The following is a 26,547-nucleotide window of genomic DNA, read 5'->3' as shown; positions in this document are numbered from 1 at the left end:
CTGCGGCTCACTCGCCGACGATGCCGCGTTTCCAGGTGCCGAGGCGGAACCAGGCGACGGCGACGACGAACGAGAGGACCATGCCGAAGGAGTAGGCCCACCAGATGCCCTCGGTTCCCCAGTCGAGGCCGGTGACCGTCACGTCGAGTCCCGGAATCGTCACCGCCCAGGCGAACGCGAGCACGAGGGCGACCGGGAGGCGAAAGACCCACCGAGAGAGGATAGAGAGGACCATCGCCTCCAGCGTGTTTCCGGCACCGCGAAACGCGCCCTGGATGACCATGACACCGGCGAACAGCGCCCAGAACGGCGTCATGATCCGCAGGAAGCGAACGCCTTCGGCGATCACGTCGGGGTTGTCGACGAAGATGCCCATCGCCCGTGCCGGAACGAGAAAGAGGGTGGCGGCGACGACGAAGAGACAGCCCATCGTGCCGCCGGTCGCGGTTCGCGCGACGGCGGCGGCCCGGTCGGGCGTTCTCGCGCCGAGATTCTGACCGACGCCGGTTGCCGCCGCGTTGCCGACAGCGCCGGCGACCGACCACGTGACGGACATCAGTCGAACGCCGATGCCGTAGGCTGCGGTCGGCGTCGCGCCGAACCGGGCGACGAGCCCGGCCATCGCGACCGAGGCGAAGCTACGGGCCCAGCCGTCGACCGTCGAGGGCGTCCCGACGGAGACGAGTTGCCGTTGTACGTCGAGGTTCGGTTTGAGGTCCGCGAGACGGAGTCGAACGCCGAATCGCCCGTCGAGCAGGATGGCGATGCCGGCGGCCGTCGCGAGTCCGCGCGAGATGAACGTGGCGACGGCGGCCCCGCGCGTTCCCATCGCGGGGAACGGTCCCCAGCCGAGGATGAGAAACGGGTCGATCACGACGTTGATGCCGGCGGAGACGAACACGAGCCACATCGCCGTCTTCGTGTCGCCGGCACCCTGCAGCGAGGCCCGAAAGGCGAAAAACAGGAAGGTGAGCGGCAGCGCGAGGAAGATGATTTCGATGTAAGCGAGCGCCTCGACGAACACCTGCTCGCGAGCGCCGATGAGTCCCAATAGCGGTCGCCGGAAGGAGAGCCCGACGACGGCGAGAGCGGTCGAAACCGTAAGCGTCAGGAGCACGGTCTGTGCCACGACGCGGTCCGCCCTTCTGTCGTCTCCGGAGCCGACGTACTGCGAGACGAGCGCGATGGTGGCCGCGGTGATTCCCATCGCCGTCGAGACGAACATCCACGACAGCGGAAACATGAGCGAGACCGCAGCGACGGCGATTTCACCGTCGCCAACCCGACCGACCCAGAACATATCCGCGAGGTTGTAGACCGTCTGCAGGAGATTGCCAAGGACGAGCGGCCAGGACAGCGCCAACAGTTTCGGCGGAATCGCTCCCGATGTCATATCGACGCGCTTTCGCTCCGGTTCCGAACCCGTTCCTGACACGACTGCTCTGTCCGTGTCTCGTCCGGCGACGTGAAAGAACTCCCGTTTCCGGCGGTCCCCGCTCGGTGTCCGCCAGCCGGCGCATCGAAGGTGACAATCTTCTACCACGTCGTATTCTACCAATTACCAAATTTTATGATGGTCGGTGATGCAGTCGTGTCTGCCAATGCGTGAAAAAGAATCACAACAATCGTTGTTAGATTCGACGCGGCTGACGGTACTCGGCGGGATGACGACCGCGCTGGCCGCGGCGGCGTACACGCGACCGGGCCTCGCGTGGCTGACAGACCCCGTTTCGAACGACGACGATGAAGCCGTGCAACGCGTCACCTCCCCCGACGGGACGATTTGCGTAACGGTCGACGTTTCGGACGGCGTTCCACGATACGCGGTCGCCGTCGACGACACGACCTACATCGAACCGTCGGCGATCGGGTTCGAGTTCAGAAATCAGCCGACGTTCGGGGCCGGCAGCGACGGGGCCGACCCCGAAGCTGAACTCGAGGTCACGGGCAGCGAGCGCGAATCGACGACGGAACATTGGGAGCCGGTGTGGGGCGAGTTCGACAGCGTCGAGGCCGACTACAACGCGCTCCGGCTCGGACTGGCGGAGACGGGAGGTCCGGGACGGACGGCCACCCTCGAGATCCGCGTGTTCGACGACGGGCTGGGCTTTCGCGTGGGATTCGACGAGAGCTTCGCGAGCAACAGCGAGCGGGCGGTGATCGCGTCGGAGAACACGGCGTTTGCCTTCGCGGACGACTACACGGCCTGGTGGATCGACAACGAGGTCACCAATCCGCGATTCGAACAGGAGTACGCGGAGACGCCGCTCAGCGAGATTCCGGGCGGCTCGAGGCGGACGCGGCCGACGGACACGCCGATGCGAAACGGGGCGCACACGCCGTTGACGGTGCGAGCCGACGGCGACATCTACCTGAGCGTTCACGAGTCGAATCTGGTCGACTACGCGTCCGCGACGATCGCACCGCAGTCGGAGACGGGCGGGACGGCCTTTAGCACGGAGTTGACGCCGTTACCCGACGGCACGAAGGCCTCGCTCGAACTGCCGAACGCGACGCCGTGGCGGACGATTCAGATCGGTCGGCGACCGGGCGACCTGATCGAGTCGCAGCTGATTCCGCTGTTGAGCCCGCCGCTTGCGGAATCGGTCTTGCCGACCGTCGACGGCGACCCCGACACGAGCTGGATCACGCCCAGAACGTACGTCGGCATCTGGTGGACGATGATCGCCGGCTCGGCGAACTGGGAGTACCGGGCCGACGAGTCCTTCGAGACGCCCGAAGCGGCGGCGGGGTACATCCACGGCGCTCGCACCGAGCGGATGAAACGGTACATGCGCTTTGCCGACCGGAACGGCATCGACAGCGTCCTCGTGGAGGGCTGGAACGAGGGCTGGGACACCTACCCCGGCGACGGCACCGGTCTCGACTTCTCCGTCGACGGTTCCTACCCCGACTTCGACGTCGAGGCAGTCACCGACTTCGGTCACGAACTCGACGGCGACGTGGAGATGACCATCCACAACGAAACGGCGGGCGCGCTGCCGAACTACGAGTCGCAGATCCTCGAGGACGACATCTTTGCCCAGTACGAGGACCTGGGTATCCACTCGATCAAAAACGGCTACGTCTCCGACCCGGGGCTCGGAATCGACGGCGACGGCTCCGAGCCGACGCACAACCAGCACAACCAACTCGCGGTCAACCACCACCGACTCGTCATCGAAGCCGCCGCCGCGAACCGCCAGCTGCTCGAGATCCACGAAGGCATCAAGCCGACGGGCGAAATCCGTACCTACCCCAACGTGGCGAGTCGAGAGGTGGTGAAAGCCCAGGAGTACGACGGCTTCGACCAGCTCAGTGCGGACGTGGGCGCAGACCACCACGTCACGCTGCCGTTCACGCGCAATCTCGCCGGCCCGGTCAGCTACCAGCCCGGCATCTTCGACCTCACGTTCACCGACGACCGCGGCGGCCGGATTCAGACGACGCGAGCCAAGCAACTCGCCATGTACCCGACCTACCTCGGCGGCCTCCAGATGGCCGCCGACCGCATCGAGGCCTACGTCAACGACGAGTTCGCCGTCGGTGAACTCGTCCAGGCCGCCTCGGGCGAGATCGACGGCTTCGTCACCCTCGACGAGTGGCGAAACGCGTTCGGGACGAACTACGTCGCCGTCGATCCCAACCGCGTCCCCTCGGGATCGTCCGTCTCGTTCACCGTCCGCGACGCCGACGCGGGCACCTACGACCTCCACCTGCGCTACGCGAGCGCCCCCGAGGACAACGCCCAGCGCGTGATCGACGCCGGCGGCCCGCAGGCGACCCTGCGCGTCAACGACTCGACGCGGACCATCTCCCCCGAGTTCACCGAGTACTGGGATCGGTGGGACGTGTTCACCACGTCGGTTGAACTCGCCGAGGGCGACAATACGATCGCGATCGAACTCCACTACGACGACTCGGACGGCGAGTTCGAGGGCGACGTCGGCGGCTTCAACCTCAATACGATCGCGGTCGGCGAGGCCGGCGAGCCGTCACCCGTTCCAGCGGCGTACGAGGGCTACACGCCCGCAAACGAGAACATGGACGCGAAACCCGAGTTCGCGTTCATCGAGAACGTGCCGGCCGCCGGCTGGGACGAGACGCGAGTTCTCGACGCGGCGATCGGCGAGTACACGATCACCGCCCGCCGGACGGGAAAGGAGTGGTACGTCGGCGCGATGACCGACGACGGCGGCCGGGCGATCGACGTGCCGCTCGACTTTCTCGCGCCCGGAAACGCCGGGTCGGCAGGTCGCGGTCACAGCGGCGGCGCTGCCGATACCGGGAACGGTCAGGGACCTGGCAACGGCAATGGCAACGGTACCGAGACCGGTACCGACAGCGCCACTGGCAACGACGACGCCGGCATCCCCCGCGGGCCCAAATACGTCGCCGAAATCTATAGCGACGGCCTCGGCGGCGGCTACCGATCCGACCCCGAAACCGTCAGGATCGACGAGGTCATCGTCGACCCCGGCACGACGATCCTCGCCTCGATGGCCAGCAGCGGCGGCACGGCGATCCGGCTCCGACCGGCACGCGGCGAGGACCGACGCGACCTGCCGGCGTACGAACGCCCGACCCAGACCGTCAGCTACGACATCGACGCGGAGACCGCACCCGGTTCGGCCTTCATCTCGGCGACCGGCTCGAACGACGGCGAGTTCATCGGCGGCGAGACGGTCGCGATCGAAATCGACGGCGACCGCGAAACCGTCGCCAACGTCCGCCTCGCGCCCGGCGCGTCGAACGACGTGTTCGAATTCGACTACGCGATCACGTCGATCGGAACCCACGAAGTCGTCCTGCGGGACCCGACCGACGGCCGCGTCCTCGCGTCCGAATCCGTCACCGTCGCGCCGGGCGAACTCGTCGCCGAGTTCAGCGATCCGCGCGGCGACGATCACGGCCCCGGCGAGTACGTGTACCCGACGGACGACGCGTTCCGGGAGGGGGCGTTCGACCTGCGCTCGGTCGGCGTCTACGAATCGGACGGCGAGTACCTGTTCGCCCTCGAAGTGGGCGACCTCTACGCGACATTCGGCGGCGAGTTCTCGCCGCACTATTTCGCGATCTACCTCCGCGACCCGTCGGAGTCGGCGGGCCGGACAACTGAACTCGGCGACCTGCAGGTGGCGGCCGACTTCGCCGCCCCGTGGCACTACCGCATCGCTGCGAGCGGCTTCGAGGCGAGCCTGGTCGACGCCGCGGGAACCGAACTCGGGTCGCCGGCAACGGTCGCCGATCACGACGCCGACACGGTGGTGGTGTCCGTCGAGAAGGCCGCTCTGGACGTCGACCTCGCGAGCGCTGAACTCGTCCCGGTCGTCGGCTCGGAGGACTACGGCGCGTTCCGTCCGGTCGCGGTCGAGGCCGACGAGTTCACCTTCGGTGGTGCACGGGCGGGTGCAGTCGAGAACGCGCCGCGGATTCTCGACCTGCTGACGCCCGATGGAATCGAGCAGTCCGAGGCGCTCGCCTACGACGAGAGCGAGCGCGCGACGCTCCCGTTCATACCGTTGTCGGACTGAACGCGAGTACTCGGACTCGGGCGCGATTTCGGCTGTGCGTTCCTGAAGCCAATCGTCGTCCGCTTACAACTACTCACGGACCTCGCGCACGCGAGCGCAGCGCCCGCGCATCGCACGCATACCCGCGCAGTCCGGCGATTATCGGCGAAAGCGTTATCAAATTCTCAATCGTAGCCAGCGAGCATGAACGACACTCGACGATGCACCCCCGACCGCTGCCGTCGGGAAGGTGATCGATAGTGGAACTGATCATCACCGAGAAGAACAACGCTGCGCGGCGAATCTCGGACATCCTGAGCGGCGGCACGTACGACACGACCCGCGAGAACGGCGTCAACGTCTACGAGTGGGGCGGCACGCGCTGTGTCGGCCTCTCGGGTCACGTCGTCGGCGTCGACTTCCCATCCGAGTACTCCGACTGGCGCGACGTCGAACCCGTCGAGCTCATCGACGCGAGCGTCGAAAAGACCGCGACGAAGGAGAACATCGTCGCCACCCTCCGTATCCTCTCCCGAAAGGCGACCCAGGTCACCATCGCGACCGACTACGACCGCGAGGGCGAACTCATCGGCAAGGAGGCCTACGACATCGTCCGCGAGGTCGACGACGAGGTCCCCATCCGCCGCGTTCGGTTCTCCTCGATCACGGAAACCGAGGTCACAGACGCCTTCGACGAGCCCGACGAACTCGACTTCGACCTGGCCGCGGCGGGCGAGGCCCGCCAGATCATCGACCTCGTCTGGGGTGCCGCGCTCACGCGCTTTCTCTCGCTGTCGGCCGGCCAGCTCGGCAACGACTTCATTTCCGTCGGCCGCGTCCAGTCGCCGACGCTTAGACTGATCGTCGATCGCGAGCGCGAGATCCAGGCGTTCGACCCCGAAGACTACTGGGAACTCGTCGCCGACGTGGCCAAGGGTGAGGAAGCCTTCGAAGCCCAGTACTTCTACTACGACGAGGACGACAACGAGGCCGAACGCGTCTGGGAGGAAGCCACCGCCGAGGAGGTCTTCGAGACGCTCTCCCAGCGCGAGACGGCGACCGTGGTCGACGTCAACCGCCGCACGCGCACCGACTCGCCGCCGGCACCGTTCAACACGACCCAGTTCATCCGCGCCGCCGGCTCGCTCGGCTACTCCGCAAAGCGCGCCATGTCCATCGCGGAGGACCTCTACACCGCCGGCTACATCACGTACCCGCGGACGGACAACACCGTCTACCCCGACGATCTGGACCCCGAGGAGCTGCTCGATGACTTCGTCGGCCACCCCTCCCTCGGCGAGTCCGCCGAGTCGCTGCTCGACGCGGACGATATCGTCCCCACCGAGGGCGACGAGGAGACGACCGACCACCCGCCGATCCATCCGACCGGCGAGATCCCCGCCCGCGGCGATGTCTCGGACGACGAGTGGGAAATCTTCGAACTCGTCGTCCGCCGGTTCTACGCGACGGTCGCCGCGGACGCCGTCTGGGAACACCTCAAGGTCGTCGCCGAGGCCGCCGATCACCGCCTCAAAGCCAACGGCAAACGCCTCGTCGAACCCGGCTACCACGATGTCTACCCGTACTTCAGCACCACCGAGAACTACGTCCCCGACGTCGAGGAAGGCGAAGCCATCTCGATCACCGACGTCGAACTCGAGGACAAACAGACCCAGCCGCCCCGCCGGTACGGCCAGTCCCGGCTCATCGAGACCATGGAGGACATGGGCATCGGGACGAAGTCGACGCGCCACGAAACCATCCAGAAGCTCTACGATCGCGGCTACATCGAAAGCGACCCGCCGCGCCCGACCAAGCTTGCGATGGCCGTCGTCGAGGCCGCCGAGAACTACGCCGACCGCGTCGTGAGCGAGGACATGACGGCCCAACTCGAGGCCGACATGGACGCCATCGCCTCCGGCGAGGCCGGACTCGAAGACGTGACCGACGAGTCCCGGGAAATGCTCGAGGAAATCTTCGCCAACCTCGCCGACTCGCGCGACGAGATCGGCGACCACCTCCGCAAGTCGCTCAAAGACGACAAGCGACTCGGCCCCTGTCCCGACTGCGGCGAGGACCTCCTCGTGCGCCGCAGTCGCCACGGCTCGTACTTCGTCGGCTGCGACGGCTACCCCGACTGCGAGTTCACCCTGCCGCTGCCCTCGACGGGCAAACCGCTGATCCTCGACGACGAGTGCGAGGACCACGGCCTACACGAGGTGAAGATGCTCGCCGGCCGGCAAACGTTCGTCCACGGTTGTCCGCTGTGCAAGGCCGAAGACGCCGGCGAGGGGCCGATTCTGGGGACCTGCCCCGAGTGCGGCCAAGACCACGACGGAGAACTCGCGATCAAAACGCTCCAGAGCGGCTCCCGACTCGTCGGCTGTACGCGCTACCCCGACTGCGAGTACTCGCTGCCGCTACCCCGCCGCGGCGAAATCGAGGTCACCGACGAGTTCTGCGACGACCACGAACTTCCTGAACTCGTCATCCACAGCGGCGACGAGCCGTGGGAACTGGGTTGTCCGATCTGTAACTACCAGGAGTTCCAGGCCCGCGAGAGCGAGAGCGGGTCGGACCTCGAGTCGATCGACGGCATCGGTGCGAAGACGGTCGAGAAGCTCGCGTCGGCGGGTATCGAGAGTATCGACGATCTGGCCGACGCCGATCCGGACTCGATCGCCGAGAGCGTCGACGGCGTGAGCGCGGATCGCGTTCGAAACTGGCAGGCGAGCGCCTGAGCCCCGACCAGCATCCCCGAATTTTCGCCGTTTTGTCACGGCACAGACTTCTCGTGACGATCCTGCTGTGTCGCTTCTCAGCGGCGGCTCCCGTTCGACGGCCTGGCCACTCTCCGATGATCTTCCTATTACACACTCACTCGTCGAAATCGTCGAATACCAGTCGCTGACAGCAGTTCGAGCCACAACAGAAACGGATCGGCGTTGGGTTCCGTCGAGCCGGTCTTCGGCCCTCACGCGCTCGCGGCTGAACTCGTCTCGGTTTCGGTGGTCTCGCTCTCGCTCTCGGTCTCGGTTTCGCTCTCGCTTCCGTTTCCGGTCTCGGTTTCGGTCTCAGTCTCAGTCTCAGTCTTAGTCGACGCGGACTCGTTTTCAGTGTCGCCGTCAGCGTCGGATTCGCTCTCGGCTTCCGCCGCTCGTTCGCGATAGGCCTCGAGTTCGGGTTCGATCGCGTACTTCAACTTTCGGGCATCAGGGTTTCCGGTCATGTGGCGGCGTTTCTCCCCGTTTTCGTCGATTATGATCACGACCGGATAGCCGACGACCTGGTAGGCCGAAGCCAACGACCGCCCGGAATGAAACCCGAGGTACCAGTTACCGCTGTGCTCGTCCCACCACTCGCGGAGTTCGTCGTGATCCTGCTCGGGGGTAATCGAGACGACGGTCAGATCGTCTCCGTACTCCTCCTTGAGTTCGTCGCGGGCGGATCTGAGTTGCGGCATGAGAGCCTGACAGTTCCCGCAGCTCGGCGCGAAGAACATGGCGACGGTGACGCCGTCGTTCGGGACCTCGAGCGTTCCGGCCTCGCTACCGGTCGCCTCGATCGTTTCGAGTTCGATGGGGCCGTCGCCGTCGGTTCCGTCCGCGTTTCCGCTCGGCGTGTTCGCGGATCGCGGTTCGCCGAAGGAATCGATGGGGATGGCTCCGGAGAGGATCCCGCCGGCACCGACGAGGACGCCGACGCTGCCGACGCCGGCGAGAAGCGTTCGCCGTTTCATCGGGCCGTCACCGCCGACGGACGGCACGTGCTAGCTGCGGGACATCGAGGACGAGAGCGATCGGAGTCGGGCCACCCACCGAGGCGCTGACTCGAACTCCGAAATCGCCACGGGGAAAGCGATCGCCGGGGTTTCATGCGCGAGTGTACGTGATCAAGACCAATGGGTCCACTGGTTCGTCTCTCGAAGGTGACAGGTGGCTGTGATCCGCAGACCCAGGGACGATTACCCGCTCGTCTCGTTCGTGTCCGTTTCCGTGGTCGTTCCAGCGTCGTCTAGCGTCTCGAGCGTCTCCGTGACGCCGGTCACGAAGTTCGCGGTCGTCGTGCCGCCCTCATCTCGCCAGTGGCTCTCTCCGTCGGCGTCGATGACGATCGTTGTCGGCGTTCCGCTGACCTCGTAGACATCCTGTAACGTGCCTTCCTCGTCCATGCCGATCGTCCAGTTCCCGTCGTGAGCGGCCCACCACTCGCCGAGTTCAGCCGGCGAGGGCGAGGCACCGTAGGTGGTGTCGATGACGGAGAACACCGTCACGGTCCCGTCGGGACCGACGGTATAGTCGAGTTCGTCGCCCGCCGAATCCTGCTGGGGCTCGTCCATGAGTCGTTCTCGTACGGTTCCGATCGTCGAGTGCAAGCCCTCGCTGGTCGGGCAGTGGACGCGAGTGAAGTTGAGAAGCATGATGCCCTCTGACGGCGGGATGGTCATCGTCCCGGCTTCGCTCCCCGGGCCGTCGACCGTCGTGATGTCCATCGGGAGGGACGGGGAGACGGCGGATTGTGCCGAGTCGTCAGCGTCGTTTTCGTCACCGCCGTCACCGCTGTCACCGCCGTCGCCTCCGTCGCCTCCGTCGCCTCCGTCGCCTCCGTCGCCGCCGGAGCGGTCCAGACAGCCGGCGAGCGCCGCCAGCGTCGTTCCGCTCGTCGCCGTCGCGGCAAGCAGNCTCCGTCGCCTCCGTCGCCTCCGTCGCCGCCGGAGCGGTCCAGACAGCCGGCGAGCGCCGCCAGCGTCGTTCCGCTCGTCGCCGTCGCGGCAAGCAGGGACCGTCGGGTGGTTCTCCACGGTAGCGTCGATCCGGTGGTGCGCATACCCTCCCCTCTCACCGCGTAGTGCCATGAATCGGTGGGTGGCGTTTGCGCCCCCTGAATCCGCTCACTCGCCCCGCGATCCCCGTGCATTGCGAGCGACGCAGACGTACGTCTCCGGCCGCTCCGTCGCCCGCGTCACCGCGAACCCCGCCTCACGCAGGGCCGTCACCGCCTCGCCGAGTGCGTACCGCTCCGACAGCGGCGGCCCCGCCGCCCGCTCGCCCGTCGCAGACCAGTCGACCGTCACCACTCGCCCGCCCGGCCGCAGCACCCGCCCGAGTTCAGTCAGACTCTCCTCGCTCGCGAACTCGTGGTACGTATCGACCGAAAAGGCGGCGTCGAGGCTGTCATCGGCCAGCGGCAGGTCGTCGACGGGCGCGTGAATCGGCTCGACGGTCGCCGGGAGTCCCTTCTCACGATAGAACTCGTGCATCTCCGCTTGCACGTCGACGGCGTAGAGGGTGTCGACGAAGGGGGCGACGTCGTCGGCGTAGAAGCCGGTGCCGCTGCCGAGGTCGGCGACCGTCAGCCCGTCGTGGGGTTCGAGCAGGGCGAGCAGTTCCTCGCGCGAACACCAGCGGTAGCGGCTCTCGTCCTCGAGCGCGGCGGCGCGGTCGGGATCGTAGGTGTGAAATCCCATACCGGTGATTCGCTCCCCGAGAGTATGATTTCGAGGGTCACACTCCGTCCTTCGATACTTCCTACGGAGGCTGTCTACAGTTCGAACTCGGCGGTGACGATGCTGTGTGCGATTCGCGCCATATACTCGACGTGCGGTTCCCAGTGAGACTCGTTCCCCGCTTCGATTCGGTGGCGGTGAAGGTCCGCCCACACCGTCGCGAGCATCAGTGCCGCGTGGGCTCGGTAGAACCGTTCGTTCTCGAACTCGATTCCCGTCTCGTCCTCGTAGCGGGTAACGAGCTCCCGACGGCTGGGACTCCCCGGCCGCATCGTGAACGGAGCCAGTCCGTTTTCGTTCGCCGCTCTCAACTGTTGAATCGCGTCTTCGTTCGAATACCGCGCTTCGAGTTCGTCGAGCGGCGGTGTCGGATCGTTCTCGTCCCGCCAGCGGAGCAGGAGATAGCCGAGTTCGGTCTGGGGATCGCCGATCATCGCCGTTTCCCAGTCGAGAACGCCGGTTATCTCGGGGTCATCGTCGGCGGCGAAAAGCACGTTTCCCGGTCTGAAGTCGCCGTGAACGACCGTTCGTTTTGACTCTTCGGGGGCGTTTTGGCGGAGCCACTCCGCAACGGATCGAAGGAGCGGGAATTCGCGGCCCGTTACGGTCGCCGTCTCATCGAGTCGGACGGTTGCGTGATCGATTTGGTTCAGTGGAGACTGCCGGTTACAGCACTCCTCGAACGGGGAAACGTCCAGCGAGTGAATCGCGGCGAGCGTCTCGATCAGGTTCGCCGCCACGTCGTTTCGCGAGGCTTCGTTCTGGAACCGCTCCGGGAGATCCGACCCGAGCGGGATCGTCGAGCCCTCGAGAAACGTGGTGACGAAAAACGAGTCTCCGATCACCGACGTATCGTCGCAAAACAGGACCGGCTCCGGAGTCGGAATCGAGGCGTCATCGAGCGCCCGGAGCACGCGATACTCCCGTTTCACGCCGATGAACAAGTCCGTCCGTCGCAACTTATTCGGTCGTCGCAAGACGTACCGCTGCTCGTCGTTTGCGGTCGAAATCTCGAGTGTTAAATTGAGACCGTCGTTGAGAACCCGGGTTTCGCCGACATCGATATCTAGTTCCCCCGAAAGGTACGCTTCAAGGCCGGCCGCGTCGATGGCCGTCTCCGTCCCGCTCATACTCCAAAATAGTATCGCTTTTTATAAAATATCGACGGAAAATAACCGGTGCTGCGTGACGGTGTCTCGGCCAAAACCGGATCGTACGCCGCAGTGAGACGATTCCCGTCGGGACGGCTACCGTCCTCGCTCGTCGAGGTTCACCGAGATCGACTTCGTCTGCAGGTACGAATCGAGCGCCTCGAGTCCCTTCTCGCGGCCGATCCCGCTCTGTTTCATCCCGCCGAAGGGCGTCTCGACCGACCCGCCGAACCACTCGTTGACGTAGACGCCGCCCGCCTCGAGTTCGCGAGCCATCGAGAGCGCCTGCTTGATATCGCGGGAGAAGACGCCGCCCGTCAGGCCGAACTCGACGCCGTTCGCGATCGACATCGCTTCCTCGCGGTCCGAAAACGGGATCACCGTCAGCACGGGGCCGAAGATCTCCTCCTGGGCGATCTTGGACTGCGGGTCGACGTCCGAGAAGACCGTCGGCGGGACGAAGTAACCGTCGTCGTCGAGCGGTTCGCCGCCGGTTTCGAGCGTCGCACCCGATTCGATCCCTGCGTCGATGTACTCGAGCACCGCCTCGTAGTGGGCTTCGTGGTTGAGCGGCCCCATATCCGGATCGTCGACGCCCGGCCCCAACTCGTAGGACTCGGCCCGATCGACGATCCGCTCGACGAACTCGTCGTAGATCGACTCGTGGACCAGCGCGCGGTCGGCCGCCGAACAGATCTGCCCGGCGTTCGTGAAGATGCCGACGGCGGTCCAGAAGACCGCTTCGTCGAGGTCGGCGTCGGGCATCACGATTGCCGGGTTCTTGCCGCCGAGTTCGAGCGTGACGGGCGAGAGGGATTCGGCCGCGGCCTCCATCACGGTCTGGCCGGTGGCGACGCTGCCGGTGAACGTGAGCGCGTCGACGCCGTCGTGATCGGTGAGGGCCGCGCCGGGTTCGCTGCCGCCGGTGACGACGTTGACGACGCCGTCCGGAACGCCCGCCCGCTGGCACAGGTCCGCCAGGTGAAGCGCGGAAAGCGGCGTCGTCGGTGCGGGTTTTGCGACGACGGTGTTGCCGGCGACCAGCGCCGGCGCGATGCCACGGGCGGTGAGGTTCAGCGGAAAGTTCCACGGGATAATCTGCCCGCTGACGCCGTAGGGTTCCCGAACGGTGATATTGAGCGCGTCCTGGCCGGTCGGAACCTGTTTCCCCTCGAGTTTGTCGGCCGCGCCGGCGTAGTACTCGAAGAACCGGGCGGCCCCCTCGACGTCGGTGCGGGCCTGCGTGAGCGGCTTGCCCTGATCGCGGCTCTCGAGCCGGGCGAGTTCAGCGGCGTTGTCGCGGATGAGATCCGCGATTCGATGGACGATGCGGCCGCGTTCGGCCGGCGCGGTCGCCCGCCAGGCCGGTGCCGCCTCCCGAGCGGCCGCGACCGCGCGGTCGACGGTCTCGGCCGTGGCGGCTTCGACCGTCGCGAGCGGTTCGCCGGTCGCGGGATCGGTCGTCGTAAACCCCTCGGCGGCGTCCGACTGGCTGAACTCGCCGTCGATGTACGGTCGGTACTGCTCCTGAAGTTCGATTTCGATTTCGCTTTCGAGTGTCGTTGTCATGGGTTGTCGCTGGGGCCCCGCAGCGGGCCTGGTGGCTCCGCACTGCGGGCTGCCGTCTCTGCACCGACGAAGGCAATTCACATAAGCGTCAGTATCTGTTTTCGGAGATATTAACCAAATCCAGTATCATTCTGGCAGGCAATAGTAGGGAATGACACCTAGTGTGGTTATCGACGCGACGTGGCACGCTCGGTGCTGGTGCTCGTCGGTTCGAGGGACAGGGGTGGAACATGTCCCGGCGGGTGTCGGCCGGGACATCGCTTCTTCCCGCGAGGGACCGAAGCATGATTCTATGCGTTCCACCGAGATATAAAGCTCCCGAACGAAGGAGCACCCATTTTGTACGACGGATGACAACTAGGGGACGGTATCCGTAACCAATTAGATCGGAAGTCAGCCTTACAGAGTCTGAAACCCGGGTAAGGGGGAAGCCGAGGTATGGCTCGCATGCGGGCTTGTACCGAAATCGTAGCCGGACCAGTCGTCCGCGGGACGGTAGTCGGCCCGAAAACGGGGCACGACGCACGATCGGCCCAAACATCCAAACGGTCCTCGGACGACTCGCCGCCGGGAACGCAGCGAATACTCGATTGCACTCGTCCCCGTCTTTGGACCTTCTTCGCCGCAGTCGCTGTCCTTTTCACATCGCCACTCCCACTATAACTCGACTACACGTGCTCAGTGCTGTCGGGACGCTCCTCGCAGGCGTCGTCTTCGGAATCGCCCTCGCAGCCCCGCCGGGGCCGATGAACGCCATCATCGCCGAGGAGAGCGTGCTGCGCGGCTGGACCGCCGGCTTCTGGGCCGGCCTCGGCGCGATGCTCGCCGATGTCGTCTTCTTCGTCCTCGTCCTGGCCGGCGTCGTCACCCTCATCGACCGCTATCCCGCGATCAGACCCGCGCTGTACCTCCTCGGGGGCATCCTCATGTTGTACTTCGCACTCGGGGCGATCGAAGAGGCACGACATACCGCCGCCTTCACCGACGGCGAGACCGACTCAACCGCCGGCTTTCGCAAAACGTTCGCCCTCTCGCTGACCAATCCCTACCAGCTCGGCTTCTGGCTCACCGTCGGCGTCGGCCTCCTCCAGCCCGGAACCCTCGATATCTTCGCTCACGTCCCCGCTATCGACTCCGTCCTCGCGGGCTCGCTCGTCGTCCAGACCGGCTCTCCCGAACTCTTGCTCGGCTTTTTCGGCGGGATCGCCGTCTGGATCGTCACTTATCCCGCGGCGCTTGCCGCCGCCGGACGGCGCGTCGACGCCCTCGCACCGACGATCGCCGCGCTGAGCGCCGTCGTTCTCGTCGGCTTCGGCGCGCTCTTTCTCGTCGTCGGGACGCTCGCGATCGTCTGACCGGTCGGGAGGCTCGCGATTTAGAAACTGTAGGAAAACCAGCGGCCGACTGAGTTCACCGCGCGCTAGGTTCGGGTGGTTTGGGTGGTTCGGGTAGTTCAGTTCTATTCAGTCGCCCATGCCGGCGATTTCGTCTTCGAGCCACTCTCGGAACCACTTGACGCGTTTGAGACGTTGGTGGGCGATGCCCTCGGCGGTCTCGCTCTCGACGCGCGAGGCGGCGTTGTAGCCGCGTTCGAGGACGCGCTCGACCATTTCGTCGGTGTCCATGTGGGTGCGGGCTTCGTAGCCCATGCGTAACAGCATGAGCGCGGTGCCGTTTGCGCCGACCTTATCGAGTAAGTCGGCCTCGATCAGACACTGCGTTTCGAGCGCCAGGTCGGTCAGGTCACCCTGGAAGGAGTGTTGTTCGATGGCACGACACACCTGGTGAATGAACGATTCGGGGAACTCGCCGCGCGATTCGAGGTATTCGCGGGCGACGCGGGCACCGGCCTCTGCGTGGAGTTCTTGATCGGTTTCGAGTTTGGCCACGTCGTGAAAGAGGGCGGCGACGCGAGTGACATCGACATCGGCACCCTCTTCGCGGGCGATTTCCGTCGCGAGTTCGACCACGTTGAGGATGTGGTTGTGCCGGTACTCGGCGGAGTGCCACGGGTACCAGCGCATTCGGCCGCCTTCCTCTTCTTTTTCGACGCTGGCCGCGAGATATTCGAAGACGAACGCCGTCATCTCCTCGAACTCGGCATCGGTAACCCTGCGTTCTTTTATTTCGACGCCCACGAGAGATCCCTCCGCAAGAGACGAACGATAGTCATTACCAGAATGTTCGGTCGTTTCGCTCTTTAGCCTTTGGTTCGGGGGTGACTCATTCACACAGTAGCAAACGAAGTGTCGGCCGTCTGCAACTGGGCCGACGCGACCGATAGCGGTCGACCGTGCGGGCGATTCCTGATCCTGCCACAATTTCCGTTAAAGTCAAACAGGCGGCCGCGGAAGGCATGGGTATGAGCAGCGATCAGGACGAGGATTCCCAATCACAGCACCACACACAGACGGCGGAACGGGACCGCTCGATTCGGTGTCTCGTCGCCAAGGTCGGCCTCGATGGCCACGACCGCGGTGCACACGTTATCTCCCGAGCGTTTCGTGACGCCGGATTCGAGGTCATCTACTCGGGACTGCACAAGGCACCCGACGAGATCGTCCAGGCGGCAGTCCAGGAGGACGTCGACGTGCTCGGCATCTCGATCCTCTCGGGCGCACACGACACCCTCGTCCCGAAGATCATGGACGGCCTCGAAGAGTACGGCGCACGCGAGGATACCCTCGTCCTCGTCGGCGGCGTCATCCCCGACGAAGACCGCCCCGAACTCGAAGACGAAGGCGTCGCTGCGATCTTCGGTCCCGGCACGTCGATCGAAGAGACCATCGAGTTCGTCCGCGAAAACGCACCCGAGCGATGAACGCCGACGATCGAGAACTCCTTGATGCCCTTCTGGCCGGGGAGCACCGCGCACTCGCCCGGACGATTTCGAAAATCGAGAATCGCACGCCCGGCTATCGCGAACTCGTGTCGGAACTGTACGCCCACACCGGCAACGCCGACGTGATCGGGATCACGGGCAGTCCCGGCGCGGGCAAATCGACGCTGGTCGACAAACTCGCCGAAACCTACCGCGAGCGCGGCGAGACGGTCGGCATCATCGCGATCGATCCGTCCTCGCCCTTTACCGGCGGTGCCGTCCTCGGGGATCGTATCCGGATGGCGTCGACGATCGGCGATATGGACGTCTTCGTACGCTCGATGAGCGCTCGGGGCACGCTCGGCGGCCTCTCGACGGCCACGGCGGACGCGGTCAAGGCGATGGACGCCTTCGGCAAGGACAAGATCATCATCGAAACCGTCGGTGCCGGCCAGAACGAGGTCGATATCGTCCGGACGGCGGATACCGTCGCCGTCCTCGTCCCGCCGGGCTCGGGCGACTCGATACAGACGCTGAAAGCCGGTATCCTCGAGATCGCGGACGTCTTCGTGGTGAACAAGGCGGACCGCGACGGCGCAGACCGGACCGTCCAGGAACTCCGGGAGATGCTCCACATCGGCGAAGGCGTCAGCTTCGGCGGGTCCGGACACCACGGCGCTGATACGATGGCCGACGACGGGACCGAACCGACCGCCGGAACTGGAGCCGGAAACGAAGACGGAGGCGGAAACACGGACGCAAACGCAGAGGCGGGCCCAAGCGGAGCCGGTGACGACACCGATAGCCCCCCCGAGTGGACCCCCTCCATCGTCGAAACCGTCGCCACCGACGGCACCGGCGTCGACACATTCATCGACGAACTCGCCGCCCACCAGTCGTTCCTCGTCGACTCCGGCACCCGCGCCGAGAAGGTCCGCGAGCGCTACGCCGAGGAGATCCGCACCCTCCTTCGCGAGGACATCAACACGCTGCTCGAAACCGAACTCGAGGAGGCCGGCGGCGTCGAGGATCTCGCCGAAGCCGTCCGTACCGGCGATACCGATCCCTACACGATCGCCACCGAGGTGCTCTCACCAGTCGCTGCCTGTCTCGAAGAAGCGGCTGTGCAGGCCCCCGGACTCGAATCGGAGTCGGACGCCGACCGCCACTAAGACGACTGTCTCCTGCTCGCCGCCGTTGACCACTACCGTGTGATACGGACCGCTGTAAGTCATTTCCGCGCAACCGCATGACGGACGCGGTCGCACCGGTAAATCGTTACAGCAGACCGTATGAGCCACCGTCGAACTCCCGCCGTGACTCGCCACCCGGCAACCGGACCCTGATGGACGATAACCCTACTTCTAAGACCGTCCCCGGTGTAGCCCTCGCCCATGAAAGCCCGTACAGTCCTCGGAGCGGCCATCGGAACCGTCGGTGCAGCCATCGTCGGCAACCGCTTCCTCGCGAAACGCGCCGGCGACCTCGAGAATCCGTTTACCGGCGTCGAGCGAACCTATCGCTGGCGCGGCATCGAAACCACCTACACGGTCGCCGGCGATCCGAACGATCCTGATATGCTCCTGTGTCACGGCGTCCACGCCGGCGCGAGCAGCCACGAGTTCAGCGAAATCTTCGAGCGACTGGCGGAAGACTATCACGTCTACGCGGTCGATCTTCCCGGCTTCGGCCGCTCGGAGCGCCCGCCGCTGGTCTATTCGCCGACGCTCTACATCGAGTTCCTTCGTGACTTCGTGAGCGACGTGACGGACGAGCCGATCGTCGTCGCTTCCTCGCTCACGGGGTCGTTCGCGGTCGGGGCCGCGCGGGAATCCGACATCGCCGAACTCGTGTTGATCTGTCCGACGGACGACACGGGGACGGCGCGACCGTGGGTCCGGACGCTGCTCCGGGCGCCGGTCGTGGGGACGACGCTGTTTAACCTGCTCGCGAGCGCGCCCTCGATCCGCTACTTCTACGACCGCGACGGCTACTACGATTCCGAGCGGATCGACGAGGAAACGGTCGCCTACGCCTGGCAGAGCGCCCACCAGCCGGGTGCCCGTTACGCACCGGCGTCGTTTGCGGCGGGGATGCTCGATCCCGGTTCCGAACGGCGCGCTGAGACCGTTGCCGACGATCCCGATGACCCCGACGACACGATGGCCGAGTTCGACCTCGCGACCGAACTCGCCGCGCTCGAGACGCCGACCACGCTGATCTGGGGGCGCGACGCCGAACTCGTGCCGTTGCGCGAGGGGCGGGACCTGGCGGAAGCGGCGGATCTCGATCTGGTCGCGATCGATTACGCGACGCAGTTGCCCCACGCCGAGCATCCGGACGAGTTCGTCGCGTATCTCACGGCGGAGTTGCTGGAGGGGAATACGGGGGATGCCGACGTCGGGTTCGGCGAGAACGCGTGAGCTGTCACGAGGTGGTGTGTGGCGCGGATTGGTGACCCGACGTGCCGTTAGTCGTCTGCGACATCCTTGTCGATGACATCATCAGACCCGGGAACCGACACGTCGTCCTCCTCGCGGAGGAACATCGAGTCGCGGTCGCCGAACGCGAGTGCGACCGAGACGGCTGCCACCAGCGTAATGATCGCGAACGGGCCGCCGGTGATTATCGCGGCCGCTTGCAACGCATCGACGCCGCCGGTAACCATCAGCAGCGACGCGAGTGCGCCGATGAGCAGTCCCCAGACGACGCGATTGATCGTCGAGGGCTCTCTCGCTCCGCCCGTGGTCAACATCCCCAGTGCCAGCGTCGAGGAGTCGGCCGACGTGACGAAGAACGTCGTCACGAGCACGAGGAACATCGCCGCTAACGCGCCGCCGAGCGGTAACGTCTCGAACAGCGGATAGCCAGCGGCCCCTTCGCCCAGTTCGCCGACGACGGCGAGGATGTCCGCCCGGCCGCGCTGCTGGGCGAAAATCGCCGAGCCGCCCATCGTCGCAAACCAGGGAATCGTCACGCCGGTCGAGGCGACGACGCCGGTGACGGCGACCTGTCGAACCGTCCGCCCGCGCGAAATGCGGGCGATGAACAGCCCGACGAACGGAGCCCACGAGAACCACCACGCCCAGTAGAACACCGTCCACTCGCCGATCCAGTCCGCGACGCTTCCACCGCCCGCAGCGCCGGCACCGGTGTAAAAACTCATCGTGATGAACTCGTTGATGTAGCCGCCGAGCGCCTGCGTTCCAACCGAGAGAATGTACTGCGTCGGGCCGAGCACGAGCGTCGAGACGAGCAGGACGAGGAACAATACGAGGTTGAAGTAAGAGATTCGTCGGATGCCCTTCTGGACGCCGAGCGTCACCGAAACGGTGAACGCAACCGTCAGGCCGGTAATGATGAGTACCGTCGTCAGGTCGCCGACCGAGGTGCCGGTCGTCCACTCGAGGCCGGTCAGGAACTGGTTGCCGACGAACCCGAGCGTCGCCGCGACGCCGCCGATCGTCGCGAACACCGCGAGGATGTCCACGAGTTTCGCGACCGGACGGTCGAGATTGTCGAGTCCGACCCACGGCGCGAGGATCGTCGAGATCCGAAGCGGCGCGTCGTACCGGTAGCCGTAGTAGGCGATCGGAATCCCCAGGACGACGTAAGCCGTCCACGCTGAGATACCCCAGTGGAAGAACGTGTACTGGATCGCGCCGACGGCTGCCTCGGGGGTTTGCGAACCCGCATCGAGAAACGGCGAGACCGTATCGTAGTGGAAAATCGCCTCCGCCGGCCCCCAGAAGACGATGCCCGCCGCAATCCCCGCCGAGTACAACATCGCGAAGTACGCGGGAAATCGAAAGGCCGGTTCCTCGTCGTCTCCGCCGAGCGTAATGTTCCCCCAGGGGCTAAAGATGAGAAAGCCGACGAACACTATCAGGGCGAACATAATCAGCAGGTACGCCCATCCGAAGTTCGACCAGAGGAACTCGTTGGTACTATCCATCAGGTCGGCCGTTTTCTCCTGGCGAAAAACGAATCCGAGAACGGTAAGCGCCGTGACGAGCACGCCGGCACCGAAAACGACGTAGTCGAGTTCAGTCGTGAACTCGTCCCAGGCGTTTCGGAGTCGACTCATGCGTGCATCACCGTCGTCCGTGTGAGGTGTGTTGTCGGGGGCTGTCATTGGTGTCACTGGTGAACTGGTGGGTATCGATATCGGGATGGTGTGGTGTGTCGTGTCAGCGGCTGTGTGAGTGTCTGCGTGTGCCGTGTGTGGCCTGCAGACGGCTGTGATTGCGGCTATCCCTGTCCGTCACCGAACACGACAGGGAAAGCGATTGTCGCGCCGCTTTCGTCCCGAAACGCCGCGTCCGGGCGTTCGAACTCGACGGCGACTCGGGACTGGAAAGCGACATGTATCCTGTCAGGTCGGCCGATCGATGTGGCGGTCCGAGCCGTGTCGTTCGGTCGGTCGACTCGAATCCGCATCCGTCCGCTCGCGGTGTTCGTGACGGTCGCGACGGTCGTGATACTGCACGGTGCTCGCCCGAACTCGTGCTCTCGGTGCGGTGGACTGGGTAGCTTAGAACAGTGGCTCCGGCGTTGCCGGTGGGGTTCGTTTGTGTGAACTCTCCTCGTGCATCGTTGCGACCTGTTCGACGCCGTCGACCGTCGTCTCGGTGAGCCGAGCGACGACCGAGGCTGGCAGGTTTCCGTCGATGTAGAACGCGAGGACGGCATCGAGCGTATCGTAGTCGAATCCGAGTTCTTCCTCGTCGCTCTCGTAGTCGACCATGCCGCCGGTGGGCGTCTTCTGGACGATGGCTTCTGGCACGCCGAGGGCGGCGGCGAGCTGGCGGACCTGCTGTTTGTAGAGGTTCCCGAGCGGGTTGCAGTCGACGCCGCCGTCGCCGTACTTCGTCACGTAGCCCGTCGCGAGTTCGGCGCGGTTGCCGGTGCCGAGGACGAGTCGGTTCTCGCGGTTGGCGATCAGGTAGGTCGTCGTCATTCGCACGCGGGCGCTCGTGTTGCCGACGTAGCGGCCCTCCCACTGCGCTTCGGACTCGTTGTCGGACTCCGCGTCGGCGAGTTCGAGGAGGCGGTCCATGATCGGATCGATGCCGATCTGTTCGTACTCGATCCCGAGATCCTGGGCGACGCGTTCGGCGTCGCTCATGTTCTCGGCTTCGTTGACCGCCTTCGGGAGGATGATCCCGTGGACGTTCTCGGTCCCGAGCGCCTCGACGGCGAGGTGGGCCGTCGTCGTGCTATCGATGCCACCGGAGAGTGCAATTTCGACGCCATCGGCGTCCGCGGCGTCGACGCGCTTTCGAATGAACTCGGTGAGATGTGTGAGCTGTGCATCGATCTCGTCTGTAGCGAATCGAAGATCAACCGGCTCGATCTCGTCCTGCGTCTGCTCGTAGAGGTTCGCCATGCGAACGCCCGGTTTAGCGGGACCAAGACATAAAAGGCACCTGCCTACAATGTGCAACCGGCGTGTTCGAAATTGAAAAACCGACTACGGCGTCGCTCGGGCTCAGACGGACTGCTGTACCGGTTTCCGGGCGAGCGTTGCAGACGGTCGCGGGTGCGCCGGCACTGACTGACAGCCGTCCGTCTCAGACCGTCTTGAATCCGAGCACCCGTTCCCCCGTCGTTTCCGAACTCGTGACGTCGAGTTCGACGGGCAGGCCGGTGTCGACCGCGTCGGGATCGAGATCGACGACCTGACCGGTCACGCGGATGGGACCGAAGTCGGCGATCGCGGTCGCGTAGGGGGCATCGTCCTCGAAGGCGGGCGTCGGAACGTGCGTGACGGTGAACGTCTCGATCTCGCCCGTTTCCGGAAGCGGTCGCTCGTCGAGTGCAGCCGCGCCGCAGGTCGGGCAGAGCCGCCGCGGGGGGAGGGAAGTGTGCCCGGCCGGGCATTCGAGGTAGTAGGCGTCCCCGGTTTCGGCGGCGTCGAGCCAGTCGTCGAAGCCGGCGTCGCGGGCGGATTCGTCGCTCATTCTGCCACCTCCAGGACGTGGACGGTGGCGCTGGCGACCGTTCCACCCGCGTTGTGGGCGACGCCGGTCGTTGCGTCGGCGACGGGCTCGCTATTCGGATGCGTGCCAGCGAGGAGTTTCGACACTTCGGCGATCTGTGACGCGCCGGTCGCGCCGACCGGGTGTCCCTTCGCCTTCAGCCCGCCCGAGAGGTTGATCGGCGTGTCGCCGTCAGCGGTCGTCCGGCCGTCGCGGGCGGCCGTAATGCCCTCGCCGACGGGTTCGAGATCTAGCGCTTCGAGCGCGAGCACCTCGGCGATCGTAAAGCAGTCGTGGACCTCCGCAACGTCTACGTCACCCGCGCCGATTCCGGCGTCCGCGTAGGCCTCTTCCCCGGCCTCGCGAGCGGCCGGCGAACGAGCGAGGAACTCGCGGTCGTGCAGCGCCATCCGGTCGCCGCCCTGGCCAGTGCCCGTAATCGCGACCGGCGCGTCGATGTCGTGTTCCTCGGCGTACGCCTCGCTCGTCAACACTAGCGCGGACGCCCCGTCCGAAAGCGGACAGGCATCGTAGAGGCTGAGTGGACTCGACACCGTTGGCGCGTCGAGCACCTCCGCCACTTCGATCGACTTCTGATACTGGGCCTTCTCGTTGGGCAGGGCGTTCTCGTGGTTCTTGACGGCGACGTGGGCCAGGTCCTCGCGGCCGCCGCCGAACTCGTCGAAGTACGCCTTGGCCATCAGCGCGTACGCGCCGGGGAAGGTCATCCCCGCTCGCACTTCCCAGAGTTCGTCGGCCGCGATGGCGAGCGCTTCGGTCGCGCCGGCGGTCCCGAGGTTGGTCATGCGCTCGGCACCGCCGACGAGGACCACGTCGTGTTCGCCGTTGCGAACGCGCATAACGGCGTCCCGAACGGCCATTCCGCTCGATGCGCAAGCCGATTCGTAGCGGGTGGCCGGTGCCCGAACGCCGGCGGCTTCGGCCATCAGCGGCCCCTGGTGGCCCTGGTGCTCGGCGAGTTCACCCATGAAGTTGCCGTAGAACACGGCTTCGACATCCTCTCGGGGGACGCCGCTGTCCGCGAAGGCGGCGCTACTCGCTTCGGCGAAGAGATCCCTGCTCGTCCGTTCGGGCGCGTTTCCGAACGGGGTCAACCCCGTTCCTGCGACGCGTACGCCAGTCATGTACACTCGTACTTCGCCGATCCGTTAATACTCCGCGGTTGCCGACGAGTCCATCAGGAATGTTGATTCGGAATGTGAATAAAAAACCGCCGCCCGAGTACGCGCCGTTTCCGCGCGTTTATACCCACCTCGAACACAGTAGTGTGTATGAGTGACATGGAAACGTCGATCCCGTTCGAGTTCGACCTGTTGACCGACCTGACCGAGACGAGCGGCGTCCCCGGCTACGAGGACCGCGTTCGCGAATTGGTCGTCGACGAGTTCGACTCGTTTGCCGACCGCATCCGAACGGACTCGATGGGAAACGTCGTCGCCACGCTGGAGGGTAACTCCGAGTATTCGGTCGCCGTCGCCGCGCACATGGACGAGATCGGGTTTATGGTTCGGCACGTGCGGAGCGCCGGCCGGACGGGAGACGGGACGAACGGCGATAGCAACGGCGGCGAGGACGGAGGCGGCTTCGGGTTCCTCGAACTCGAACCGCTCGGCGGCTGGGACGCGCGCGTTCTCAAGGCTCAGCGCGTGACTATCCACACCGACAGCGGCGACCTCCCGGGCGTCATCGGTTCCCCGCCGCCGCACACGCTCGACGAGGACGAACGCGAGCGGACGCCCGACGTTTCGGACCTCTACGTCGACACCGGCCTCCCCTACGACGAACTCGCAGAGCGCGTCTCGCCGGGCGATCTCGTCACGATGGACCAATCCACCGAGCGCCTCGGCGAGACGATCACCGGCAAAGCCCTCGACGACCGCATCTGCCTGTTCGCGATGCTCTCGGCCGCCCGCCGGCTCGCGGACGCTGATCTCGACGCGACGATCCACTTCTGTGCCACCGTTCAGGAGGAAGTCGGCCTGCGCGGCGCTCACGCCCTCGGCGTCGACGTCGATCCGGACCTCGCCATCGCACTCGATGTGACCGTCGCCAACGACGTTCCCGGCTTCGGCGGCGGCGAGCGCGTCACCGAACTCGGCGAGGGTGCCGCGATCAAACTCAAAGACTCGAGCGTCATCACGAACGCGAAGGTCCACCGCCGCCTCCAGGCCGTCGCCGACGAGGCGGGAATCGACTCGCAGGTGGAAATTCTGCCCGCCGGGGGCACCGACACGGCCGGGTTCCAGCACACGGCCGGGGCGAAACCCGTCGGCGCGATTTCGATCCCGACGCGGTACCTCCACACCGTCACGGAGACCGCCCACGTCGACGACGTGGCGGCGACGATCGACCTCCTCGAAGCGTTCCTCGCCAGCGAGGACGGCGAGCACGACTACACGCTGTAACCGCCGACAGCCCTCTCCACCGCTCGTACTCACAACGCCGCCGCAACCACGTCGATAACGGGCGTCTCGGCGAAGACAACGACGTGGTCGCCGCGTTGGACCCGCGTCTCGCCGCGAGGCGTAATCAACTCCCCATCCCGCGTAATCGCCCCGACCACGACCCCATCCGGGAGTTCAGCGATCGCCTCGCGGATCGGCGTGTCCACCAGCAGGCTCTCGTCGTCGACCTCGAACTCGAGCACCTCCGCGCGGTCGTGTTCTAGTATTGCGAGGTTCTCGGTCCGTTGTTCCCGGGTGAACCGGGTGATCTCCTCGGCCGTCACCCACCGTGGGTTGACCGCAACGTCGATGCCGACCGTTTCGAAGAGGTCGACGTACTCGCCGTACTCCACGACGCCGAGCGTCCGTTCGACGCCGATCCGTTTCGCCAGCAGGGAGACGAGCAAGTTCTTCTCGTCGCTGTCGAGCGCCGCGATGACGATGTCCGACTCGCCGACGTGCTCGCGGACGAGAAAGTCGATATCCGTCGCGTCGCTCTCGAGAACGAGCGTCTTCGGCAACTGCTCGGCGAGTTCGCGCGCGCGATCGGGGTCGCGTTCGACGAGTCGCGATTCCAGGCCGTGCTCCTCGAAGAGCCGCGCCGTCTGATAGCCGATCTCGCTCCCGCCGACGATGACGATCTCGTCGGCTTCCTCGAGCGTCGGCAGCGGTGACAGTGTGCCGGCGAACTCGCGAGTGTTTTCGGCGGAGCCGATGACGACGAGTTCGTCGCCGGCCTCGATGACGGTTTCGCCGGTCGGGACGACGACGTCGTCGTCCCGGATGAGTGCGGCGAACGTCAGCGATTCGAATCGGTCGGCGTCGGCGACGGTTTTGCCGGCGACCGGGCTGTCGGAGCTGATTTCGAACTCGGCCATGCGAACGAGTCCGTTCGCGAAACTGTCGACGTCACGCGCGCCCGGCAGGTTGACGATATCGACGATCGTCTCGGCCGTGTGAAGATCGGTACTCACCATGACGTCGACGCCGAACGCGCCGTCCGACCGTTCCCAGGTGCGAAGGAGGTCCGTCTTTTTCACGCGCGCGATCGTGAACGGGTCGTCGACGGTTTTGGCCGCGCCGCAGACGACGATGTTCGTCGCGTCGTCGTCGGTGCTTGCGACGACCAGATCGGCTTCGTCGATGCCGGCTTCGTCGAGCATCTGTCCGGACGTGCCGTCTCCTTCGATGGCCATCACGTCGTGTTCGTAGGTGATCGAGTCGACGCGGCGCTCGTCGCGGTCGACGACGACGACCTCGTGATCCTGGTCGAGACTGTCCGCGATGTGGGTGCCGACCTCGCCGGCACCGACGACGATGACGCGCATCGCGAATCACCGGCCGCCGCCGTCGGCGGTTGGGCTCACCGTGCTCCGGTATCGGTGCCGGTCACGAGGACAGCGGGTTCCAGTTCGTCGGGAGACGCCAGCCTGTTCCATACGCCACGTACGCGGGCACGGCCTAAGAATTGTCTGCCAGCAGACGTGACCGTGGCCGGACCAGCCAGCCATAGCGGAGAGGAGAGTAGCCGTTTCGAACCG

At 65.5% G+C, this 26,547-nt stretch carries 18 protein-coding genes; 7 read left to right on the top strand and 11 right to left on the bottom strand.

Annotated elements, in window-relative coordinates; genetic code table 11:
* Window positions 1-7 precede the first annotated feature (7 nt).
* Entirely contained in the window at window positions 8-1,393 is a 1,386-nt protein-coding gene (locus C480_RS04310) for an MATE family efflux transporter (protein ID WP_049903208.1), read from the bottom strand.
* 208 nt (window positions 1,394-1,601) lie between these two features.
* Between C480_RS04310 and C480_RS04305 the strand changes: the two genes are divergently transcribed.
* Both C480_RS04305 and C480_RS04300 read left to right on the top strand, forming a co-directional pair.
* Window positions 1,602-5,534: a glycoside hydrolase family 97 catalytic domain-containing protein gene (locus C480_RS04305; RefSeq protein WP_006664396.1), complete on the top strand. Its 3,933-nt coding sequence runs from the start codon at window positions 1,602-1,604 to the stop codon at window positions 5,532-5,534.
* A gap of 239 nt (window positions 5,535-5,773) precedes the next feature.
* Entirely contained in the window at window positions 5,774-8,254 is a 2,481-nt protein-coding gene (locus C480_RS04300) for a DNA topoisomerase I (protein WP_006664395.1), read from the top strand.
* Between the two features lie 233 nt (window positions 8,255-8,487).
* Here the strand turns inward: C480_RS04300 and C480_RS04295 are convergent, their stop codons facing one another.
* The 4 genes from C480_RS04295 to C480_RS04275 all read right to left on the bottom strand — a co-directional run bounded on the left by C480_RS04295 (window position 8,488) and on the right by C480_RS04275 (window position 13,739).
* On the bottom strand, window positions 8,488-9,252 hold the full coding sequence (locus C480_RS04295; protein WP_049903314.1) for a TlpA family protein disulfide reductase: 765 nt from the start codon (window positions 9,250-9,252) through the stop codon (window positions 8,488-8,490).
* 1,152 nt (window positions 9,253-10,404) lie between these two features.
* Window positions 10,405-10,980 (bottom strand): class I SAM-dependent methyltransferase, encoded by a 576-nt coding sequence (locus tag C480_RS04285; RefSeq protein WP_006664392.1) that lies wholly within the window; start codon window positions 10,978-10,980, stop codon window positions 10,405-10,407.
* Window positions 10,981-11,054: 74 nt separating this feature from the next.
* Window positions 11,055-12,149 (bottom strand): phosphotransferase family protein, encoded by a 1,095-nt coding sequence (locus C480_RS04280; RefSeq protein WP_006664391.1) that lies wholly within the window; start codon window positions 12,147-12,149, stop codon window positions 11,055-11,057.
* A 117-nt stretch (window positions 12,150-12,266) separates the two neighbouring features.
* Complete coding sequence (locus tag C480_RS04275; RefSeq protein WP_006664390.1) at window positions 12,267-13,739, bottom strand: aldehyde dehydrogenase family protein; 1,473 nt, start codon at window positions 13,737-13,739, stop codon at window positions 12,267-12,269.
* Window positions 13,740-14,413: 674 nt separating this feature from the next.
* Between C480_RS04275 and C480_RS04270 the strand changes: the two genes are divergently transcribed.
* Window positions 14,414-15,094, top strand: a complete 681-nt coding sequence (locus tag C480_RS04270) for a LysE family translocator (RefSeq protein WP_006664389.1) — start codon at window positions 14,414-14,416, stop codon at window positions 15,092-15,094.
* A gap of 108 nt (window positions 15,095-15,202) precedes the next feature.
* On the opposite strand, the gene C480_RS04265 is transcribed toward C480_RS04270, so the two are convergent.
* A complete protein-coding gene (locus C480_RS04265) occupies window positions 15,203-15,877 on the bottom strand; it encodes an HD domain-containing protein (RefSeq protein ID WP_006109869.1) in 675 nt (224 codons plus the stop codon).
* A gap of 224 nt (window positions 15,878-16,101) precedes the next feature.
* Here C480_RS04265 and C480_RS04260 point away from each other — a divergent pair, with 224 nt between their 5' ends.
* The 3 genes from C480_RS04260 to C480_RS04250 all read left to right on the top strand — a co-directional run bounded on the left by C480_RS04260 (window position 16,102) and on the right by C480_RS04250 (window position 18,983).
* Complete coding sequence (locus tag C480_RS04260; protein ID WP_049903206.1) at window positions 16,102-16,560, top strand: cobalamin B12-binding domain-containing protein; 459 nt, start codon at window positions 16,102-16,104, stop codon at window positions 16,558-16,560.
* The gene (gene meaB / locus C480_RS04255) at window positions 16,557-17,732 is read left to right on the top strand and encodes a methylmalonyl Co-A mutase-associated GTPase MeaB (RefSeq protein WP_006664387.1); all 1,176 of its coding nucleotides are present in this window, start codon (window positions 16,557-16,559) and stop codon (window positions 17,730-17,732) included. Before C480_RS04260 ends, meaB begins: the two co-directional genes overlap by 4 nt.
* A gap of 222 nt (window positions 17,733-17,954) precedes the next feature.
* Window positions 17,955-18,983, top strand: a complete 1,029-nt coding sequence (locus C480_RS04250) for an alpha/beta fold hydrolase (RefSeq protein WP_006664386.1) — start codon at window positions 17,955-17,957, stop codon at window positions 18,981-18,983.
* 47 nt (window positions 18,984-19,030) lie between these two features.
* On the opposite strand, the gene C480_RS04245 is transcribed toward C480_RS04250, so the two are convergent.
* The 4 genes from C480_RS04245 to C480_RS04230 form a co-directional block, all read right to left on the bottom strand.
* On the bottom strand, window positions 19,031-20,647 hold the full coding sequence (locus C480_RS04245) for a BCCT family transporter (RefSeq protein ID WP_006664385.1): 1,617 nt from the start codon (window positions 20,645-20,647) through the stop codon (window positions 19,031-19,033).
* 447 nt (window positions 20,648-21,094) lie between these two features.
* Window positions 21,095-21,949 carry an NAD+ synthase gene (locus tag C480_RS04240; protein ID WP_006664384.1) on the bottom strand — a complete coding sequence of 285 codons (855 nt, stop codon included), beginning with the start codon at window positions 21,947-21,949 and terminating at the stop codon, window positions 21,095-21,097.
* Between the two features lie 184 nt (window positions 21,950-22,133).
* Window positions 22,134-22,523 carry a Zn-ribbon domain-containing OB-fold protein gene (locus C480_RS04235; RefSeq protein ID WP_006664383.1) on the bottom strand — a complete coding sequence of 130 codons (390 nt, stop codon included), beginning with the start codon at window positions 22,521-22,523 and terminating at the stop codon, window positions 22,134-22,136.
* Complete coding sequence (locus C480_RS04230) at window positions 22,520-23,686, bottom strand: thiolase C-terminal domain-containing protein (RefSeq protein ID WP_006664382.1); 1,167 nt, start codon at window positions 23,684-23,686, stop codon at window positions 22,520-22,522. Before C480_RS04230 ends, C480_RS04235 begins: the two co-directional genes overlap by 4 nt.
* A 147-nt stretch (window positions 23,687-23,833) precedes the next feature.
* Here C480_RS04230 and C480_RS04225 point away from each other — a divergent pair, with 147 nt between their 5' ends.
* Window positions 23,834-24,967, top strand: coding sequence for a M42 family metallopeptidase (locus C480_RS04225; protein WP_006664381.1), 1,134 nt, complete (start codon window positions 23,834-23,836; stop codon window positions 24,965-24,967).
* Window positions 24,968-24,996: 29 nt separating this feature from the next.
* Here C480_RS04225 and trkA read toward each other — a convergent pair whose 3' ends face one another.
* A complete protein-coding gene (gene trkA / locus C480_RS04220) occupies window positions 24,997-26,334 on the bottom strand; it encodes a Trk system potassium transporter TrkA (protein ID WP_006664380.1) in 1,338 nt (445 codons plus the stop codon).
* Between the last annotated feature and the right edge of the window lie 213 nt (window positions 26,335-26,547).

Origin of the sequence: Natrialba aegyptia DSM 13077 (assembly GCF_000337535.1) — an archaeon.
GTDB classification, from domain to species: Archaea; Halobacteriota; Halobacteria; order Halobacteriales; family Natrialbaceae; genus Natrialba; species Natrialba aegyptia.
Note: the sequence above shows the minus strand (reverse complement) of the source record. Positions and strands in the feature narration are given on the sequence as shown.